Source organism: Bradyrhizobium sp. WYCCWR15520 (assembly GCF_056174665.1).
This window is the reverse complement of the sequence record NZ_JBWBWM010000039.1, coordinates 1-17755: the sequence shown is the minus strand read 5'-3', so window position 1 is coordinate 17755 and position 17755 is coordinate 1. Positions and strand designations below refer to the sequence as shown.

The following is a 17755-nucleotide window of genomic DNA, read 5'->3' as shown; positions in this document are numbered from 1 at the left end:
CCGCAATGATGGGGTACCGATCGCAAACAAGCGCAAGGAGTATTGCTAATGGCCACATGTACCGAGAAGCACCACGCCAACCACACTCACAAGCATGGCCCGGATTGCGGGCACACCGCGGTTCGTCATGACGGTCATGTGGATTATCTTCACGACGGCCATCTCCATCATATGCACGAGGATCACGTGGACGAACATGCCATCACGGTAAATGCCACAAATCCCGTGCAATGCACTCCTCAAGTCCATTGCGAGCACACGCACGGTCCAAACTGCGGACATGAACCGGTGCCGCATGGTGACCATGTCGACTATCTTGTAGACGGCCGGCTGCACCATCCGCACGGTGATCATTGCGATGACCACGGGCCCGTGCAGTTAGCCTGAGGGCGATGGTGATCGAACCCTAGCAGCGCTGGCGGCGCCGGCCTATGACGCCGGCGACGATATCGCAACCGCGCGAACGAAGCAGTTCATGGTCGGCACCTCGAAGCACATTCTAGTGCACATATTTGCCAAGTCGCGGAAATGGGGGATGCAGAATGGCTCATCATCAAAAAGCCGTTGCCTCCGCAGTGGCGATAAACACTGCAACCTTTGTGGTGGAGGGGATTGCTGGCTATCAGGCATCGAGCCTGAGCCTCCTGATGGACAGCGCGCACAACCTGTCGGACGAGTTGGCTCTGGTCTGCCTGTATGCGGCATTCCTGGTCACCAGAGGTCCTTCGCAACGGCTGTTGAGAGCCGGAAATCTCTTTAACTCAGTCGGGCTGATTGCGGTCAGCGGACTGCTTCTGTGGCAAGCCGGGGAGCGTCTGTTCAATCCGGTGCCGGTTCAGGGCGTCGTTCCGATGATCGTGGGTCTGGCTGCCGCTGCCGCGAATTGGAGCGTGGCCCGCTTGCTCCTGGAGCCAAGCCAAAACAACGCTGCAATCCGGCTCGCGTATATCCACAATCTTGGCGACGTATGGGTATCCCTCGCCCCGGTGGCCGCGGGCTTACTGCTTCTCGTGACGGGTTATCCAATCTTCGATCCGATCATCGCAGGAGCCGTTGCATTGTGGATCATTTTCACGACTGGTCGGGAGGTTTTTGAATCGCACGATGAACTGATATGGCCGGAGAAAATCATCTGCTGCCATACCGACCACGATCAACCGGTCGTGACGCCACAATCAAATTGAGACGGTAGCAGATGAATCGTGCCGCTTTCCGCACGAGCGTGAGATGATTGGCGCGTGCCCAAAAAAGCAGCCTGCAGCTCGCCAATGCATCGACGATCAAACGCGGCAGGACTCAAATCCGTTGTTCATTTTGAAGTTCTCTTCTTCGGCGTTGACGATGAGGTCATTGTCGATTCCGACCTCGCCAAATTCATTGACGACGACGGCGTAGCGCCTGCCGTGCGTCTCGGTGAGGATACGGACAAGCAGCGTGGTCTTTCCAGCTCCGAGATAGCCGGTAATCACCGTAATCGGAGTCTGGTTCGTCCTTTGCTGATGCTGCAATTGGTCCGCGCCGGTTAGCGTCGATCCGGGGGTAAGCGATGGTCAGTCCGTTTCGATGGAGGTTCGGGCAAGCCGGTTGGTGCGGCCAACGGCGCCAGCACATCCGAAAGGTCTGTCTGCGTGATCTGCTCAAGCGGCTTGTTGATCGTGACGGCCACGGTTGGCCGTCTCGGGCGCATGATGAGCACGATGGTTCGGGCTCCGTCGCAACCAGGATCGCCGCGTTCGCTTACGGTGATTATTGTTTCATCATCGGCGTTGATGGCTGTCCGGGCATGCTCTCTCAATTCACGCACTACGTTCCATTGGTGGCGCGGCGACCTTGGGAAGAAAACAACAGTCATTCTCGGCAACAGCCTGAAGGAAAAAGGCGTTATGTAATGTTATAACATTACGAATCTGGCTCCGCAATAGGCGAACAAGCCGCGCGGGCCGTTCGAAGCGTAAGTGACCGTCGCCTACTCAATATTCCGCCTTCGCTCGTTGAGCTACGGCGGACAAGTCGCTTGCGTTCGCAATGCCGGAGGCGACTACCCCCTACCCTCCGCCGCGACCGGCCGCCAGACCAGCAGCCGACGCTCCACCAGCGTCACCACCATGTCGATCAGGATGACGAAAGCCGACAGCACGAACATGCCGGCGAACACGGCGGCGACGTCGAACACGCCTTCGGCCTGCTGGATCAAGTAGCCGAGGCCGGCCGCCGATCCCAGATATTCGCCGACGACAGCGCCAACCACGGCAAAGCCGACCGCTGTGTGCAGCGACGAGAACATCCACGACAGCGCCGACGGCCAGTAGACGTGGCGCGTCAATTGCCGCTCGCTCATGCCGAGCATGCGGCCGTTGTCTAGCACGGTCTGGCTGACCTCCTTGACGCCCTGATAGACGTTGAAGAACACAATGAAGAACACCAGCGTCACGCCGAGCGCGACCTTGGACCAGATGCCGAGCCCCAGCCACAGCGCGAAGATCGGCGCCAGCACCACGCGCGGCAGCGCGTTGATCATCTTCACATAGGGATCGAACACCGCGGCGACGAGCGGTTTGCGCGCGAACCAGAACCCGACCAGCACGCCCCCAATCGATCCGATCACGAAAGCGAGGATCGATTCCCAAAGCGTGATGAAAAGGTGCTTCCAGATCACGCCTGTCGCGAACCATTTCACGACCTGGCTGCCGACATCGATCGGGTTGGAGAAGAAGAACGGCGGCAACAGGATGCGGCCGAACACTGGGACAGTGGTGAGGACGTGCCACATCGCCAGCGCAACGACCGCGACCAGCAATTGCAGCGACAGCAGCGTCAGGCGCGACATCAGCCGACCTCCGCCGCTTGCGTGGACTGCACATAACCCTTCATCACTTCGTCCTTCAGCACGCTCCAGATCTCCCGGTGCAGTTCGTGAAATTGCTTTTCCATCCGCACTTCCGAGATGTCGCGCGGGCGCGGCAGCGTCACCCGCCAGTCGCCGATGATGCGCGCGGAAGGCCCTGCCGACATGATCACGACGCGGTCGGCGAGCGCGATGGCCTCTTCGAGGTCGTGGGTGACGAACAGCACCGCCTTGCGGTCGGCGTTCCACAATTCGAGCAGCAAATTGCCCATGATCTGCCGGGTCTGGGCATCGAGCGGACCGAACGGCTCGTCCATCAAAAGGATTTTTGGATCACGGATCAGCACCTGCGCGAGGCCGACGCGCTTGCGTTGCCCGCCGGACAGCATGTGCGGATAGCGGTTGGCGAAGGCGCCAAGCCCCACCGAGGTGAGCCAGCCCTGCGCGCGCTGCAGCGCCTGCTCGCGCGGCGCACCCTTGATATCGAGCCCGATGGCGACATTGTCGAGCGCGGTCTTCCAGGGAAACAGGGCGTCCGCCTGGAACAGATAGCCGGCATCCCGGTTCAGGCCGGCGAGCGGCTGGCCGAAGATCTTCACCGATCCCGCCGCCGGTTTCAGCAGCCCGGCTGCGACATTGAGCAGCGTCGATTTCCCGCATCCCGTCGGCCCGACGATGGCGACGAATTCGCCATGGGCCACGTTCAGGCTGGCCCGTTCCACCGCCGTATAGACACGATCCCCGGCCACGCGAAACGCCACCGTTGCATCGTCAAGCGCGACTGCTGCCGGTTGTGCGGTATCTGCCATGTTTCTCCCCAAGTCTTTGGACGGATGCCTTAGCGGGTAAGAGGGATAAGTTCAACGCGGCGTCATGACGTGGTCGTTGATCTCTTACCCTCCCCCGGAGGGGACAGGATTCAAGATCGCATGGCCGCTCCCCTGAGCTTGCGCGAATGTCGGCAGGACCTTTGACGGGCGGCCCCGTGGTGGCCGTCGACGGCGTCTTTGCATCAATGCATGCAACAGGCTAGCGCTGCGCGATGGGCCAAGGTTTTACGTATCAACAGGTGCGTAAACTCGGAACTCGCGCGTCCGGGATGGGTTTGTTCTTACGGTCCAGAACGCAATCCGGAGGGAAGCCATGGAGCATCTCCGCTATCCGAACGAAAGCGCCGAGTATCGTGCCGCAAGAAACGCGCTTCTGAACGAAGAGATCGCACTGCGTGCCCAGATAGAAGCCGTTGCAGCCAAACGCCGCACCCTGCCGCCAGGTGGCAAGGTGCCGGAGGACTATGTATTCGAGCGGATCGGCAAGAACGCAACGCCGGAGAAGGTGAAGATGTCCGAGCTGTTCGGCCCGCACCACACGCTCATTCTGTACAGCTTCATGTATGGACCCGAGCGGGAGCTGCCGTGTCCGGGCTGCACGCATTTGCTTGACGCGATCGACGGCGCGGCCAGGCATACCGGCCAGCGAGCGGCACTTTACATTGTCGCGAAGTCCCCAATCGCACGTCTTGCCGCGTGGGCCCATGAACGCGGCTGGGACCATCTCTCGCTCGTGTCGACCGCCGGCAACAGCTACGACGCGGACTATTTTGGCGACACGTCGAAGTTTCCCAGGGGATTGCGTACACAGCATCGCGTTCCAGACGGCGAGAATTGGGACGAAACGATATTCAACGTCTTCAAGAAATATGACGGAGCAATCCATCACTTTTGGGGCTCGGAAATGAGCTTCGCGCCAACAGCGCCGAATCAACACCATCGCGCTGGGGACCTGGTCGACCCCCTATGGGGTCTGCTCGATATGACCCCCGAAGGGCGTGGCGACTTTTTCCCCAAGGTGAACTACGAATAGGCACGGCGGATCGTTCGGGTTCGCGCGGGACAATGAAGTCCCGCATTCGCGACTGGCCATTTATCGGCTATCAGTGTCTCCGTTAGGAATAGCCAAGGGTTGGGACCGAACCGAATGCCGACCACGCCACTGATCGCTTACGCGGATGTCGGCAAGACCTTCGATGATGGCCGCGTGATCGCCGTTGACGACGTCTCGCTCGAGGTCGCCGAGGGCGAATTTTTGGCGATCGTCGGCGGCTCCGGTTCGGGCAAGACCACGCTATTGCGGCTCGCCAACCGGCTGATCGAGGCTGATACCGGCACCATCACGGTCGAAGGCGAGGATATCAGCAACGTCGATCCGATCCTGCTGCGGCGGCGGATCGGCTACGTGTTCCAGAGCGGCGGGCTGTTTCCGCATCTCACCGTCGCCGGCAATATCGGCATCACGCCGAAGCTGCTGGGCACGCCGCCTGCAGAAATTTCCGCGCGGGTCGATGAGTTGCTCGATCTTGTCAGGCTCGACCGGGCACCATATCGCGACCGCCTGCCGCATGAACTCTCCGGCGGCCAGCGCCAGCGCGTCGGCGTGGCGCGCGCGCTCGCCGCAAAGCCGCGCATCGTGCTGATGGACGAGCCGTTCGGCGCGCTTGACCCCTTAACGCGCGACGCGCTCGGCGACGACTATCGCGACCTGCACAAGAAACTCGGCCTGACCACGGTGATGATCACCCATGACATGACCGAGGCGATCCTGCTGGCCGACCGCATCGCCGTCATGCGCGGCGGAAAACTTTTAGCGCGGGGCACGCCAGCGGAGCTGTCCGCCTCCGACGACCCTTATGTCGGCGAACTCCTGCGCACGCCGCGGCGACAGGCCGAGCGATTGGGCGTGCTGTTGCCGCAGGATGGTGCGGCATGAACGTCTTCGCAGATCCACGCCTGGCGGAAGCGTGGGGCCACCTGCCCGACTATCTCGGCAGCCATGTCCGCGTCAGTCTCGCCGCGCTCGCGCTGGGATTGATCGTCAGCCTGCCGCTCGCGATCATCTCACGCCATCGGCCGGTGCCGCGCGGCGCGCTGCTCGGGCTTGCCAGCATCGTGCAGACGGTGCCGGGGCTGGCGCTGCTCGCGCTGTTCTATCCGCTTCTGCTGGCGCTCGCGGCGCTGTCGCTGTCGTGGTTCGGCGTCAGTTTTTCCGCATTCGGATTCCTGCCCGCCGTGCTGGCGCTCGCGCTCTATTCGATGCTGCCGGTGCTGCGCAACACCATCACCGGTCTGCAGGGTGTCGACGCCGCGATCCTCGAGGCGGCGCAGGGCGTCGGCATGACGCCGCGGCAATCGCTGTTCACGGTGGAGCTGCCGCTTGCGCTGCCGGTGATGATGGCCGGCATCCGCACATCAGCGGTCTGGGTGATCGGCACCGCAACGCTGTCGACGCCGATCGGCCAGACCAGCCTCGGCAACTACATTTTTGCGGGGTTGCAGACCCAGAACTGGGTGTTCGTGTTGTTCGGCTGCGTTGCTGCCGCCGTGCTGGCGCTGGCGGTGGATCAATTGCTGGCGTTGATCGAAAGCGGCCTGCGCCACCGCAGCCGCCTGCGCACGATCCTTGGCGGCGCTGGGATCGCGGCGCTGGTCGTCGCCACGCTGGCGCCGGCGATGACGCGCCCGCAAACGAGCTACGTCGTCGGCGCCAAGACCTTTACCGAACAATATGTGCTCTCCGCCTTGATCGGACAGCGGCTGAAGGCGGCCGGGCTGTCCGCGACGACGCGCGAAGGTCTCGGCTCCAACGTGATCTTCGAGGCGCTGAAGGCCAATGATATCGACGTCTATGTCGACTATTCCGGCACGCTGTGGGCCAACCAGTTCCGGCGCAACGACATCAGGCCGCGCCAGGAGCTGGTGGCCGAACTGAAGACGATTCTGGCAAAACAGAACATCACGCTTCTGGGCGAACTCGGCTTCGAGAACGCTTATGCGCTGGTGATGCCGCGCAAGCGCGCCGAGCAACTCGGCATCCGCAGCATCGCCGACCTCGCCGCGCGCGCCGCCAACTTGACGATCGCCGGCGACTATGAATTCTTCTCGCGGCCCGAATGGACCGCCCTGCGCAAGGCCTACGGGCTATCGTTCCGCGGGCAGCGACAGATGCAGCCGGACTTCATGTATGCGGCGGTCGCCTCCGGCGAAGTCGACGTCATCGCCGGCTACACCAGTGACGGACTGATCGCGAAGTACGACCTGGTCACGCTTGGCGACGTCAGGCACGCGATCCCGCCTTACGACGCCATCGTGCTGCTGGCACCGAAGCGCGCCGATGACGAAGGCTTGCAGAAAGCGCTTCAACCGCTGCTCGGCAAGATCGACATTGCGACTATGCGCGAGGCGAATTTGCGCGCGGCCGGCAATGACGCGGCAAGTTCGCCGGATGCGGTCGCGCAGTGGCTGTGGGAGAAGATGGGGAAGAGGTAGGGTTGCCGCGCTCCCTCCCCGTCATTGCGAGCCAACGGGTCGCGCGAATGCGCGCCCGATGACAGCTCCGCGAAGCAATCCATCTCTCCACGCGGGGATAGATGGATTGCTTCGTCGCTTCGCTCCTCGCAATGACGGGGATGGAGACGTGGATAGCCGGGACACCCTCGCAATGACGGGGACAGAGCGGAATCAAAGCCCCTTGATCATGCCCGCGTCGATCAAAAGCCGGTTGAATCGGCGTGCCTCCGCGCCCTTCTTGCAGGCGTAGAAGGCGCCCTTGCAGCGGAGCATGATGCTCTTTTGCTCGGCAAATGTCGGATCGAGCGGGATGCCGGCGGCTTCCTGCAGCACGAGGGGGATGTAGGCCGCATCGAGGGTTTCGAGCGCGGACGACAGATTGGCCGGGGAATAGTTGATACCGTCGATGGCATAATAGGTGGAGTAATAGCGCGGGTCGGCAGCCATCAGACGTTGCGCCAGCCTCACCTGATCGATGCCGGGCTCGAGCAGCTTTTGTGAGATCGCCGGCTGGTGATCGCCGAAACGCAGCACCAGAAAAGACTCATCCGGATAGTCGCGCTTCAGCCGCTCGGTGAATTCGCGATAGTCGTTTGCCGTCATGGCTTGGCGGCGGATGTACTCGTCGACCTCGGCGGTGTTGCCCGGTGGCGTCCAGCCCGGAGGCGTCAGATCTGGCCGGTAGACGTTCCACCAGGGAAAATGATTGGCCGTGAGGTAGATGAACATGAAGACCGGCGACTGCTGCGGCTGCTCGCGCGCGAACGCCTTCAAGGCCTGATCGAAATAGAACTTGTCCGGCTGCATGTCCTCATTCACGCCCATCTCGGCCATGTCGATGAAGCGGTCGACGCCGGTGCCCTTCTGGAAGGCGCGCGCGCTGAGGAAGTCGCCATAGGTCGGATAGAGCGAGACGGTCTTGTAGCCGCAGCGCTGCAGCGCCTGTGGCAATCCGCGCGTCACGCGGCCGGCGGTGATCCGCGTGACGTAAAACTTCAGATCGCCGAACGAGCGCGCCGACAGGCCGGTCAGCACATTGAACTCGGTGTACCAGGTCGGGCCGCCGGTCGATTCCGCGATCATGGTCCGCTGCTTGCCGTCGATCGACTTGAAGAAGTCGGTATACCCCGCAGGCACCTTGATGCCCGGCGCCGAGGTGACGTCGAAGCTCGACTCGTCGAGCAGCATGATGATGTGCGGCCGTTTGGCCGTGGCGTCGCAGGCCTCGCCTGATGGCAGCGCAGGCAGGCCGGCGGCGTGGGCGTCCCGCGCGAGGCTGAGCGGGCGGTTCGCCGGCGGATCGGCCTCGATCCATCCTGTCGACGACAGCCGCGACACGGCCACCACCCCCGAGCGCGCCAGATTGGAAATATGATTGACGCCCTGGAACGGCTCCCATGCCAGCTCGGGCGATGCGACCGACATCGCCGCGATCAGCGCCGTCGTCGCCGCCACTCCCATCAATGCAAGGCGGCGGCGCACGCGAAACGGATCGAAGCGCCAGAGCGCCCACAGCAGCGGAACCGCGACGAGGCCTGCCGCGATCAACTGCATCTGCAAGTGCGGAAACACCGAGAGCAGAAACGAAAACGTATCGCGGTCGATGATCAGGAAATCGAGGAAGGTCAGGGTCAGCTGCAGAATTCCGAACTTGAAGTGCGACAGCGCGATCAGGATCACGATGAAGGCCAGCGCCAGCGCGGCGCTGACGCCGGGCCGCTGCAGCAGGACCAGCAGGAAGCAATTCACGAATACCCACGCCAGCACGGACAGCGTGATCGCAAACGGCCCGTATTCGGTGGTCAGGAGGACGGCAAGCCCGGCCAAATGGACTGCGGCAACCAGACCGGCCAGAGCAAAGAACCGGACGCCGCGCGTTTCGGCGCGCGAGCCTTCGCTCCTTCCGGGTCCCGCAACGGCTGACATGTCTCTAAAGCCCTTTTATAAATCCCGCCTCGATCAATAACCGGTTGAACCTGCGCGCCTCGGCGCCGTCCTTGCAGGCGTAGAATACACCCTTGCAGCGGAGCATGATGTTCTTCTGCTCCTCGAACGACGGGTCGAGCGGAATGCCGGCCGCCTCCTGGATCACCAGCGGCAGATAGGGCGCGTCGATCGTGTCCATCACCGCGGAACTCTTCACCGGCTCGAAATTGATGGCGTCGATCGCGTAATAGGTGGTGAAGTAGCGCGGGTCGTAGGTGTCGAACTTGCGGACGAGCTTGGCTTCATCCAGACCGGGGTCCAGCAGGTTCGACGAGAACTCCGGCTGGTGGTCGCCGTAGCGCACGATCAGGAACGGCTGCGCCGGGAACTTCTTCTTCAGGCTGGCGACGAAGCCCGCGTAATCGTTGGCGCTCATGGTCTGGCGGCGCAGATATTCGTCGACCACGGGCTCGTTGCCCGGCTTGCGCCAGGACGGCAGCAGGTCGGGGCGGAATTTGGTTTCCCAGGGGAAATGGTTGGCGGCGAGATAGACGAAGGTGAACAGCGGCGTGTTGGCCGGCTGCTCGGCAATCAGCTTGACCGCCTTGTCGTAGAAGAAGCTGTCCGGCTCGATGCCCTTCGCACCGAGGTCGCGCGCGTCATAGAAGTGCTGGATGCCGGTCGAGGTCTGGAAGCCGCGCGCGCCCATGAAGGCGCCATAGGCCGGATAGAGCGAGAGCGTGCTGTAGCCGCAGCGGCGCAACGCCAGCGGCAATCCGCGCTCGACGCGGCCCGAAGCGATGCGGGTGACGAAATAGGAGAAGCGGCCGAACGAGCGTGAAGACAGGCCGGCCAGCACATTGTATTCGGCCATCCAGCTTGCGCCGCCGCTGCTCTCGGCCATGAACTTGCGCTCGCGGCCGTCGAACGACTTGAAGTGGCTGCCATAGCCCGGCGGCAGCTTGACGCCATTGGCCTGACGGATGTCGAAGCTCGACTCATCATGGATCATGATGATGTGCGGGCGGCGGCCGGCGACCTGACAGGAATCCACCAGGGGCATCTTCAACCGTTCGGCGACGACCGCGTCCGATTCCATGAAGCCGTAATTGACGAAGTCCGAAACCGCCGTAACGCCCGAGCGGGCGAATTTGGAGAGATAGCCGTCGTCGTAATAGCCGCGCCAGGCTTCATCGGGCCAGGCGATGGAATAGCCGGTCAATGCCGCGAGACCGGCCAACAGGCCGGCCACTGCCGGCAAGCGGCGGATGCGGAACGGATCGAGCCACCACAGCGCGTACATCAGCGGCAGGATGACGAGGGATGCGCCGACCACGCTCCAGCGCAGGTTCGGGAAGATCGTGAACAGATAGGCCGCGGTGTCGCGGTCGATCACCATCAGGTCGACGAAGTTCGCGGTCATCTGCACGACGTCGTGCTTGAGCCGTGACAGCAGCACCAGCAGCACGACCAGCGTCAGCGACAAGGCGCCGGACAGCGCCGGGCGCCGCAGCAGCGCAATAAAGAAGAAGTTCAGAATCCCCCAGGCCAGGGCAAAACCCAGGCGGCCGCCGAAATCGGCTTCGGTGTGCAGCAAGATCGCCAGCGCCGCCATGTGCGGTGCAGCAACGGCGGAAAGGCGCCAAAAGCCGATCGCGGCAAGGCCGGCGGCAAGCGTGGTGGCGGAAGGCCCTGAATTTGGCGCGGGCGCCATTGGAGGAACGCAACATGACCCGGCGCAATGCAAAGCCTTGGCTGGCGACGTGCCAGGAGACGCACGACCCAGCCGGAACCTGTGTCGCGTCACAAAAACGTAGTGGAATCGTCATGAACGCGCAATGAATTTGCCCCCGATGGACTACGCAGTGGTGAATACGGAGAGGTAGTCATTCCGGGATGGTCCGAAGGGCAGAACCTCACCGGGAGATTGTGAGGGGCGCAAGGGCCCCATAGTTCGCGTCTTCGACGCGCCTCGGAATGACGGGCCGTATCAGACCCGCTTCGCAATGCCCTCGATGAAGAGACCGAGGATCGCCTCGGCGGTCCGCTCGGCCTCGGCGGCGCCGACGCCCCAGCGCGGGAAATGGCCGTCGATATTCATCCGGGCAAAGCCATAGACCAGCGCCCGGCCGGCGATCTGGACCTGCTTGAGGTCAACGGCGCGGAGCTGGCCCGCCGCAAAAGCCTCGGCCAGCGTCCGCTCGGTCAGCCCAATCAGCTCGGCATTGTCGCTGGAGATGGCGACCGCCCGGTCATGGTCGAAAAAACGGCGGCTGGAAATGATCTCGAAATGGGTCGGGTTGCGCATCGCCCAGCGGAGGTAGGCGAGCCCAAGGCAACGAAAGCGGCCGAGCGGGTCGCCGGCCGGCGCTGCGGCCAGCGCGGCCTCGATCTCGGCACGGAACCGGCGCTGCGCCTCCTCCGCCACCGCCTGCATCAAGGCGTCGCGGCTCGGAAAATGGCGGAACGGTGCCCCCGGCGATACGCCGGCGCGGCGGGCGGCCTCCCGGACGCTGACCGCCTCCGCGCCGCCCTCGCCGACCAATTGCAGCGCCGCCTCGATCAGGACCCGCCGGAGGTCGCCGTGGTGATAGGGCTTTGGCGCAGCCGCCCGGGCGGCGCGGCGGCGGGGTTTGGCGGTGGCTGATTTTACGGCGGGAGATTTGGCGGCTGGGCGCATGCCCTCTCCTATCATCACCGGCTTGTGAATGTAAGCACCGATTACACGAATTGACCCGATCCGCAAAACGTATGTCACTGGTGATTACATAAACCTCCGCGTCATTGCGAGCGCAGCGAAGCAATCCATCTCACCGCATCAAGAAAGAATGGATTGCTTCGCTTCGCTCGCCATGACGGCGCAATCTGGGGAGCTAAAATGCCGACACGTCAAAACTGGTTCGATGGCTGGCGGCTGTTCGCCCTGCTCTCGCTGACCCTGCTGGCCCTGAGCATCTGGATCGCCGGCATGCGCGCATTCGAGGTCGAGGGCGTGCGCATGGTGATCCGCTTCACCGCGCGGACCTCGCTGGTGCTGTTCTGCCTCGCCTTCGCAGGTGCGGCGCTGGCACGGGTATGGCCCAACGCATGGACACGATGGCTGCGCCGCAACCGCCGCTACCTCGGCGTCAGCTTTGCCGCCTCGCATGCCATCCACGCGGCCGCCATCCTGGCCTTCGCGGTGATGGACCCGATCGGTTATGCGGCCGCGACCTCGATCGCCTCCTACATCTTTGGCGGCATCGGCTACGCCTTCATCATCGCCATGACCGCGACCTCCTTCGACCGCACCGCGGCCGCGATCGGCGCACGCGCCTGGCGCCGGCTGCATCTCGCAGGCGGCTATTATCTGCTGTTCCAGTTCATGGTGTCGTTCGGCAAGCGGATCCCGGACATGCCGCTCTACGCGCTATTCCTGATCCCGCTCATCGCCGTGTTCGCGCTACGGATGATCGCGATGGCGCCGACCAGGGCAAAGCCGTCCGTGCAGCAAGGCTGATCCATGGAGAAACTCACCACCGTTTTATCAACCCGGATTCAACATTATTTCACGACGCAAGGGCTAGCATCGAATGGTCAGTGAACTCGGGTTTGACCATGTTGATCAAGGTCCGTCTTGCGGCTGTGCTCATTGCTTGCGGCTTTCTCGCCGGCTGCGGCGAGTATTGCCTCTATCAAGGCGCGTGCCTCGAACCCGACTTTTTCTCCCTGGACCCCAGTCCGGTCCAGGTCGATCTCACCTCTCCCAATCCCAAGGCGGCATCAAAGGTCCTCGCCCAACTCCGCATTCCCAGATCCTACATCGTTCGGGCAGACAACTATTCCAGCCGTAAGGGACCGCTTCCTGACCAGATCGCCACGCAGGGCATTGCAATCCGATTTGTCGACAATGGCGAGGCGTGGACCGTCGCGAGCAAAAAGCCGGATGAACGGCAATGGCGTTGGAGGGAATATCAAGTCTCGCTTCGAGCCAATGCCAATCCGAACGGCCGAACCGACTGCCAAGCCAACCTCGCCGGATACGGCCGTATTCGTCAGTCGGATCGATATGAGGGGCTCACTCACTTCTCCGGCAGTGGCGAGATTTTTGTCGGCGATGCATCCGACTCCTTCGAGTCAATCAGTTGCCATGAAGAACTGAAGCCAAGTTGGTTCTGCACCTATGAGATCGACGTCGGCGATACGATCACAGTAAGCGCCAAGTTCGTGGATTTTCGGCTGCACGGCGGACGCGCCTATGCCAACCAACGCGCTCAATTTGTCCGCGAGTTCGTCTGCAAATTCACTGACTGCGAGCCCGACGAGGCGCGTCGCCGCCGACTCGCAGCGCGCCCCTTTATTGGCGACCAGAAACGCAACGTCTGTATCGCGCGGGATCTTCCCCAAAAGACTGTCGCTCTAGGGCTCGCGACGAATGTGCAATCGACCTTTCCGCCCGCCGTAACGCAACAGACCTTCTGGCGCCTGCAAGTTCCGGTCTATTTCCGCGAACAGGACGCCTGGCCTCGATCCGATGCCAGCAGCAGTTTGTTCGGCGCCGTTCTATTTCCGGAGATGGTCCCCTCCGCACCGATCGAAGGGGAATTGCGGAACGCCTGGTTGACCGTTCCCGTCAGCGATCAGGAGCGCGCGGCATTTCTAACAGCCCCGGAGAACATTCCCTGCCTGGCCCACGCTGAGCTGTCATTAGAGGACCTCGCGCAGAGGACGATACACTTCCAATTGCGCCGGCCAGACGGCTATCCGATGACCACCGAGATCGCGCCGCCTTCGCAATGTGCCAACAAGCCCGGCGCCTCCAGGCATTTCTGCTCCGTGCGTTTCTTGCGGGACGGCTGGCATGTGGACATCAGCTTCGGATCGCAGTGGCGCAGCGACGCCGAAAGGATCCGTGATCAGGTCAATTCCTGGCTTGATCAGGTTACGCTGTCGCGCGATCCCGTGCCCGCCGCTTCTCCGGCGTCAAGCGACAAGTAGCATCGCCGCGTGCGGCGCCGTTGCCGCAAGCTGCACGGCCTAGTCGTCCTTCAGATGAAACTTCCGCCCGAGCCGGCGGTGCACGGTGATCACGGCACGATCGACATCGCTGATCAGGCTGTCGCCGATGATGACATTGGGGATTTCCCAATTCCGCCCCTCACGGACGTTGGGCAGGCCGCGCACGGCAGGCACGGACGCCGTTTCGCATCCCGGCTGGCTGCGAAGCGCGTCGTCGGCGATTTGCGTCAGCTCCGCTCTGCTCTTTCCCGTCGTCACTGGTGGCCGAGACCTTCGAGTTCTTTCGCGCGCGCCTCTGTCATGCTGCGCATGCATTCGCCGGCCTCGAGCCGCGCGATGGTGCCCTCGCCGAGACCGTAATAGAGGCAGTTGGCGTCGCGATACTGGATCCACAGCCTCTGCGCGGCGCGCAACTGGTCACGCTGCGCGCTACCCTTAGACTCCAACGCCTTCTGATAGGCAATGTTCAATCGCTTGTCCCATTGCGCCGTCTTGGCCTTGAGGCATTCGACCATCTGATAGGTGTTGCCGTCGCAGGATGGTTCGCCCTCGCCCTGATCGCCGGCGTAGGCGGCCGATGCGAACGCGAGGGCGGCCACGAGGCCGATCGCCGTTCTCACTGTCACGCTCATCCCCGCGGCGTCAGGCCGAGGCGCTTGGCGACGATCCGGTCGAGGGTGCGCTTGGGCAGCACCCTCGCCAGGAACTGCCGCATCGGGTCCGGCGCGATCGTGTAGCGCACCTTGGGGTTCGGCAGCGTCAAGGCCTCGAACACCTTCTCCGCGATCGTTTCGGCCGGCAATCCCTTGGCGCCGAGGTCCAGCATGAAAGCGCGGATCTTCTCCAGCGCCGGAAGATACGGCGAGTTCTTGTACGGCGAGATATCGACCTCCTCGGCCTTGCTCCAGATCGGCGTCTTGACCGCACCCGGCGCGATGATGATGACGTCGATCCCGAACAACATCAGTTCGCGGCGCAGACTCTCCGACAGTCCCTCGATCGCGTGCTTGGAGGCGGAATAGGCCGAGGTCATCGGATTGCCGTTCTTGCCGGCGACCGAGGAGATCATCACGATCCGCCCTTTCGGTCCCTTCAGGCTGGGGTCGGAGCCGAGCAGCGGCCCGAACGCCTGGGTCGCGATGATGGGGCCGATGAAGTTGACCTCCATCTGCCGGCGGAATTCGTCGGCGGCGAGTTCCAGCACCGGGCCCGATACCGCGATCCCTGCATTGTTGACGAGGCCGGCGAGCGTTTCGCCACTGAGGGCGGCACGGACCTCGCGCGCGGCGGCCAGCACTGCGGCCTCATCGGTGACGTCGAAGATCAAGGGCGTGAAGTTCACGCCGAACTCGCGTCCGAGGCGGTCGGCGTCGGCCTGCTTGCGGACGCTGCCGAAGACGCGGAAGCCGCGGTCGAGCAGCAGTTTTGCACTGGCCCAGCCGATGCCAGTTGAAGCGCCGGTGATGACGACAGATCTCATGGTCTCAAGCCCTTGGTCGGAGGTTTTAATGAGGTTCGTCGTGAAGGAATGCTTAAGCGCCGGTGGCCGTGCTTCCTTCGGCGGGGGCGTCCAGCCTTGACGGCGTCTTGTTCGGCAAGTTGCTATTCGATTTTTCCCGGGAACGGTTTGGTGAGGATAGCAGCCGGACCGGGATACCGGAAGCGGCGACGCAAGCCCGATCCGGTCCGACATTCGCGATTTATCGCGTGAAATCGCGGCGTAGACCCCGATCGCATTGGTAAAGCAATTCGGAACGCGGCATTTGCAATGCGCGGCGTGCTTCGGCGGCGGTTTGGCCGGCGGTGACCGTGGCCCATGCATCGCCCGTTTTGGATGCAGTCGCCCTCAGGTCTGCCCCGTCGCGCCTTTAACGCGGGTGTAAGGCTCGGCTCGTCATGGTGTGCGCCAACCCATCAACAACAAACAGGCTTGCCCACAATGGTGCAACAGCCGGCACACTCGATTATTGCCGAACTCGAAGACGCCGTCAGGGGCGGTTCATCCGCCAAGCGGGTGGAAACCCTGCGGCAGGTGACCGACCTCTTCCTCAACGACGGAGAACGTCTGAGCGACGACCAGGTCAAGGTCTTCGACGACGTGCTCTGCCTCCTGATCGCGCGCGTCGAAACCCGGGCCAAGGCCGAACTTTCCAAGCGGCTGGCGCCGCTCGACTACGCCCCGTTCGAGGTGATCCAGCATCTCGCCTGGGACGACGAGATCGAGGTTGCCGGCAATGTGCTGACCCATTCCAGCCGGCTCGGCACCGACGTGCTGGTCGAGATCGCCAGCAGCAAGGGACAGGACCACCTGCTCGCGATTTCCGGCCGCGCCGAACTGCCCGCGGCGGTGACCGATGTCATCGTCGACCGCGGCGAAGGCCAGGTGATCCGCAAACTGGCCAACAATGCCGGCGCCAAGTTTTCCGACCAGGGCTTTTCCAGCATCGTCGCGCGCGCCGGCGCAGACGACGAGTTGGTCGAGGCCCTCGGCCTGCGCGCCGATTTCCCGCAAAAGTTCATGGGCGACCTGCTCCGCCGCGCCAAGGATGCGGTCCGCGCACGGCTGCTCGCCATCGCGCCGCCCACAGTCCAGGAAGAGATCAAGCGGGTCTTGAACGAAATCGCCCGCGAGGCGCCGCCCCCAAGCCGCAGCTTCGGCGTTGCCGAGGAGCTGGTGAAGCTGATGAAGGGGCTGAACGAACTCGACGATGCGGCAGTCTACAAATTCGCCGAACAGAACAAGTTCGACGAGGTCACCGTCGCGCTCGCGGTACTCAACGAAATGCCGGTCGAAATGACGGCCAAGCTGATGGAAGGTCCCCGCGCCGACCTGATCCTGATTCCCTGCCGCTCGGCCAAGCTGAACTGGCCGACGGTCGAGTCGATCCTGCGCAACCGGCCGGTAAAGCCTCCAATCAGCGAACAGACGCTGGAGATCGCGCAACGTGATTTCCGCAAGCTGTCGATGGAGACGGCCCAGCGCACCGTCCGCTTCTGGCAGTTGCACAACAAGATCGAGAAAGAACCAATCATTCGGACGCATTGAGTCCGGCCGGACTGAAAGCGGCAACTATCAAAGTGCCGCTTCGCTGCGCTGATCCAACAGGTGAGCGCGCACGACTTAGCGCTCTGCCCCGGCTCGCTTGACGATCGCCCGATCCGCGAGCGGCACACGCATCGAATGCAGATTAAGAACCCGCGCTTTGAATCTGCAAACGCTGGCTTTTCCGTCGCGAACGTAACCGGTGAGATTGCTTCGCACCAAGAATGTGCGTGGCGCGTCAGTTCTTCGTTTCGGCGAGGCTGGCGTACTTCGAGCGACGCGTTGAAGAATGTGCTTGAAGCATCAATCCTTCAAGGAAACGGCGAGACCGCATGTGCGATCTCGCCGGATATTGTCGTTCAAGGCTTAAAGATTTGGTGTTCTGCTACCGGCTTTGCAGGGGTGGGCAAAGGCGCTTTACGCTGTGCCCACCATCTATCCACTCGGTCACTCTGCATGGTGGGCACGCTGCGCTTTGCCCACCCTCATATGAGGGCTTTTGAGTCAAGCGTGCCGACTGGTGGCTTGGATGTGAATTTTGTATTCGGTGGAGTGGCGGCGCGCGGAGCCATGCGTAGCGCAGCGTGCCGCCGCGGTCGG

General features: G+C 62.7%; 17 protein-coding genes and 1 pseudogene. 8 read left to right on the top strand and 10 right to left on the bottom strand.

Features of this window, described 5'->3' with window-relative positions:
- Positions 1-45: 45 nt before the first annotated feature.
- A complete protein-coding gene (locus tag AC0QUY_RS33535; protein ID WP_475390297.1) occupies positions 46-354 on the bottom strand; it encodes a hypothetical protein in 309 nt (102 codons plus the stop codon).
- A 188-nt stretch (positions 355-542) separates the two neighbouring features.
- Here AC0QUY_RS33535 and AC0QUY_RS33530 point away from each other — a divergent pair, with 188 nt between their 5' ends.
- Positions 543-1184 carry a cation diffusion facilitator family transporter gene (locus tag AC0QUY_RS33530; protein WP_475390296.1) on the top strand — a complete coding sequence of 214 codons (642 nt, stop codon included), beginning with the start codon at positions 543-545 and terminating at the stop codon, positions 1182-1184.
- A gap of 99 nt (positions 1185-1283) precedes the next feature.
- Here AC0QUY_RS33530 and AC0QUY_RS33525 read toward each other — a convergent pair.
- The 3 genes and pseudogenes from AC0QUY_RS33525 to AC0QUY_RS33515 form a co-directional block, all read right to left on the bottom strand.
- Positions 1284-1508: pseudogene (locus tag AC0QUY_RS33525) on the bottom strand (GTP-binding protein); the annotation flags it as partial.
- Positions 1509-2038: 530 nt separating this feature from the next.
- Complete coding sequence (locus AC0QUY_RS33520) at positions 2039-2827, bottom strand: ABC transporter permease (RefSeq protein ID WP_161849372.1); 789 nt, start codon at positions 2825-2827, stop codon at positions 2039-2041.
- A complete protein-coding gene (locus AC0QUY_RS33515; RefSeq protein WP_161849373.1) occupies positions 2827-3654 on the bottom strand; it encodes an ABC transporter ATP-binding protein in 828 nt (275 codons plus the stop codon). The genes AC0QUY_RS33520 and AC0QUY_RS33515 overlap by 1 nt, the downstream gene beginning before the upstream one ends.
- Positions 3655-3988: 334 nt before the next feature.
- Between AC0QUY_RS33515 and AC0QUY_RS33510 the strand changes: the two genes are divergently transcribed.
- From AC0QUY_RS33510 to AC0QUY_RS33500, 3 genes are all read left to right on the top strand, one after another.
- Complete coding sequence (locus tag AC0QUY_RS33510) at positions 3989-4708, top strand: DUF899 family protein (RefSeq protein WP_475390295.1); 720 nt, start codon at positions 3989-3991, stop codon at positions 4706-4708.
- Positions 4709-4822: 114 nt separating this feature from the next.
- On the top strand, positions 4823-5611 hold the full coding sequence (locus AC0QUY_RS33505; protein WP_475390294.1) for an ATP-binding cassette domain-containing protein: 789 nt from the start codon (positions 4823-4825) through the stop codon (positions 5609-5611).
- The gene (locus AC0QUY_RS33500; RefSeq protein ID WP_475390293.1) at positions 5608-7167 is read left to right on the top strand and encodes a glycine betaine ABC transporter substrate-binding protein; all 1560 of its coding nucleotides are present in this window, start codon (positions 5608-5610) and stop codon (positions 7165-7167) included. Before AC0QUY_RS33505 ends, AC0QUY_RS33500 begins: the two co-directional genes overlap by 4 nt.
- Positions 7168-7359: 192 nt before the next feature.
- On the opposite strand, the gene AC0QUY_RS33495 is transcribed toward AC0QUY_RS33500, so the two are convergent.
- The 3 genes from AC0QUY_RS33495 to AC0QUY_RS33485 form a co-directional block, all read right to left on the bottom strand.
- Positions 7360-9114, bottom strand: coding sequence for a sulfatase-like hydrolase/transferase (locus AC0QUY_RS33495; protein WP_475390292.1), 1755 nt, complete (start codon positions 9112-9114; stop codon positions 7360-7362).
- Between the two features lie 4 nt (positions 9115-9118).
- Positions 9119-10828, bottom strand: coding sequence for a sulfatase-like hydrolase/transferase (locus tag AC0QUY_RS33490; RefSeq protein WP_475390291.1), 1710 nt, complete (start codon positions 10826-10828; stop codon positions 9119-9121).
- Between the two features lie 276 nt (positions 10829-11104).
- Positions 11105-11794, bottom strand: coding sequence for a TetR/AcrR family transcriptional regulator (locus AC0QUY_RS33485; protein ID WP_475390290.1), 690 nt, complete (start codon positions 11792-11794; stop codon positions 11105-11107).
- Positions 11795-11992: 198 nt separating this feature from the next.
- On the opposite strand from AC0QUY_RS33485, the gene AC0QUY_RS33480 reads away from it, so the two are divergent.
- Both AC0QUY_RS33480 and AC0QUY_RS33475 read left to right on the top strand, forming a co-directional pair.
- Positions 11993-12613 (top strand): hypothetical protein, encoded by a 621-nt coding sequence (locus tag AC0QUY_RS33480; RefSeq protein WP_475390289.1) that lies wholly within the window; start codon positions 11993-11995, stop codon positions 12611-12613.
- Between the two features lie 98 nt (positions 12614-12711).
- Positions 12712-14091, top strand: a complete 1380-nt coding sequence (locus AC0QUY_RS33475) for a hypothetical protein (protein WP_475390288.1) — start codon at positions 12712-12714, stop codon at positions 14089-14091.
- 39 nt (positions 14092-14130) lie between these two features.
- Here the strand turns inward: AC0QUY_RS33475 and AC0QUY_RS33470 are convergent, their stop codons facing one another.
- From AC0QUY_RS33470 to AC0QUY_RS33460, 3 genes are all read right to left on the bottom strand, one after another.
- Positions 14131-14286, bottom strand: a complete 156-nt coding sequence (locus tag AC0QUY_RS33470; RefSeq protein WP_475390287.1) for a hypothetical protein — start codon at positions 14284-14286, stop codon at positions 14131-14133.
- A gap of 80 nt (positions 14287-14366) precedes the next feature.
- On the bottom strand, positions 14367-14738 hold the full coding sequence (locus AC0QUY_RS33465) for a lysozyme inhibitor LprI family protein (RefSeq protein WP_475390286.1): 372 nt from the start codon (positions 14736-14738) through the stop codon (positions 14367-14369).
- Positions 14739-14740: 2 nt separating this feature from the next.
- Positions 14741-15592: an SDR family oxidoreductase gene (locus AC0QUY_RS33460; RefSeq protein ID WP_475390285.1), complete on the bottom strand. Its 852-nt coding sequence runs from the start codon at positions 15590-15592 to the stop codon at positions 14741-14743.
- A gap of 459 nt (positions 15593-16051) precedes the next feature.
- On the opposite strand from AC0QUY_RS33460, the gene AC0QUY_RS33455 reads away from it, so the two are divergent.
- Complete coding sequence (locus tag AC0QUY_RS33455) at positions 16052-17158, top strand: DUF2336 domain-containing protein (protein ID WP_475390284.1); 1107 nt, start codon at positions 16052-16054, stop codon at positions 17156-17158.
- A gap of 135 nt (positions 17159-17293) precedes the next feature.
- Positions 17294-17755: hypothetical protein (locus AC0QUY_RS33450; RefSeq protein WP_475390283.1), on the top strand; the 462-nt coding region annotated here is incomplete at its 3' end.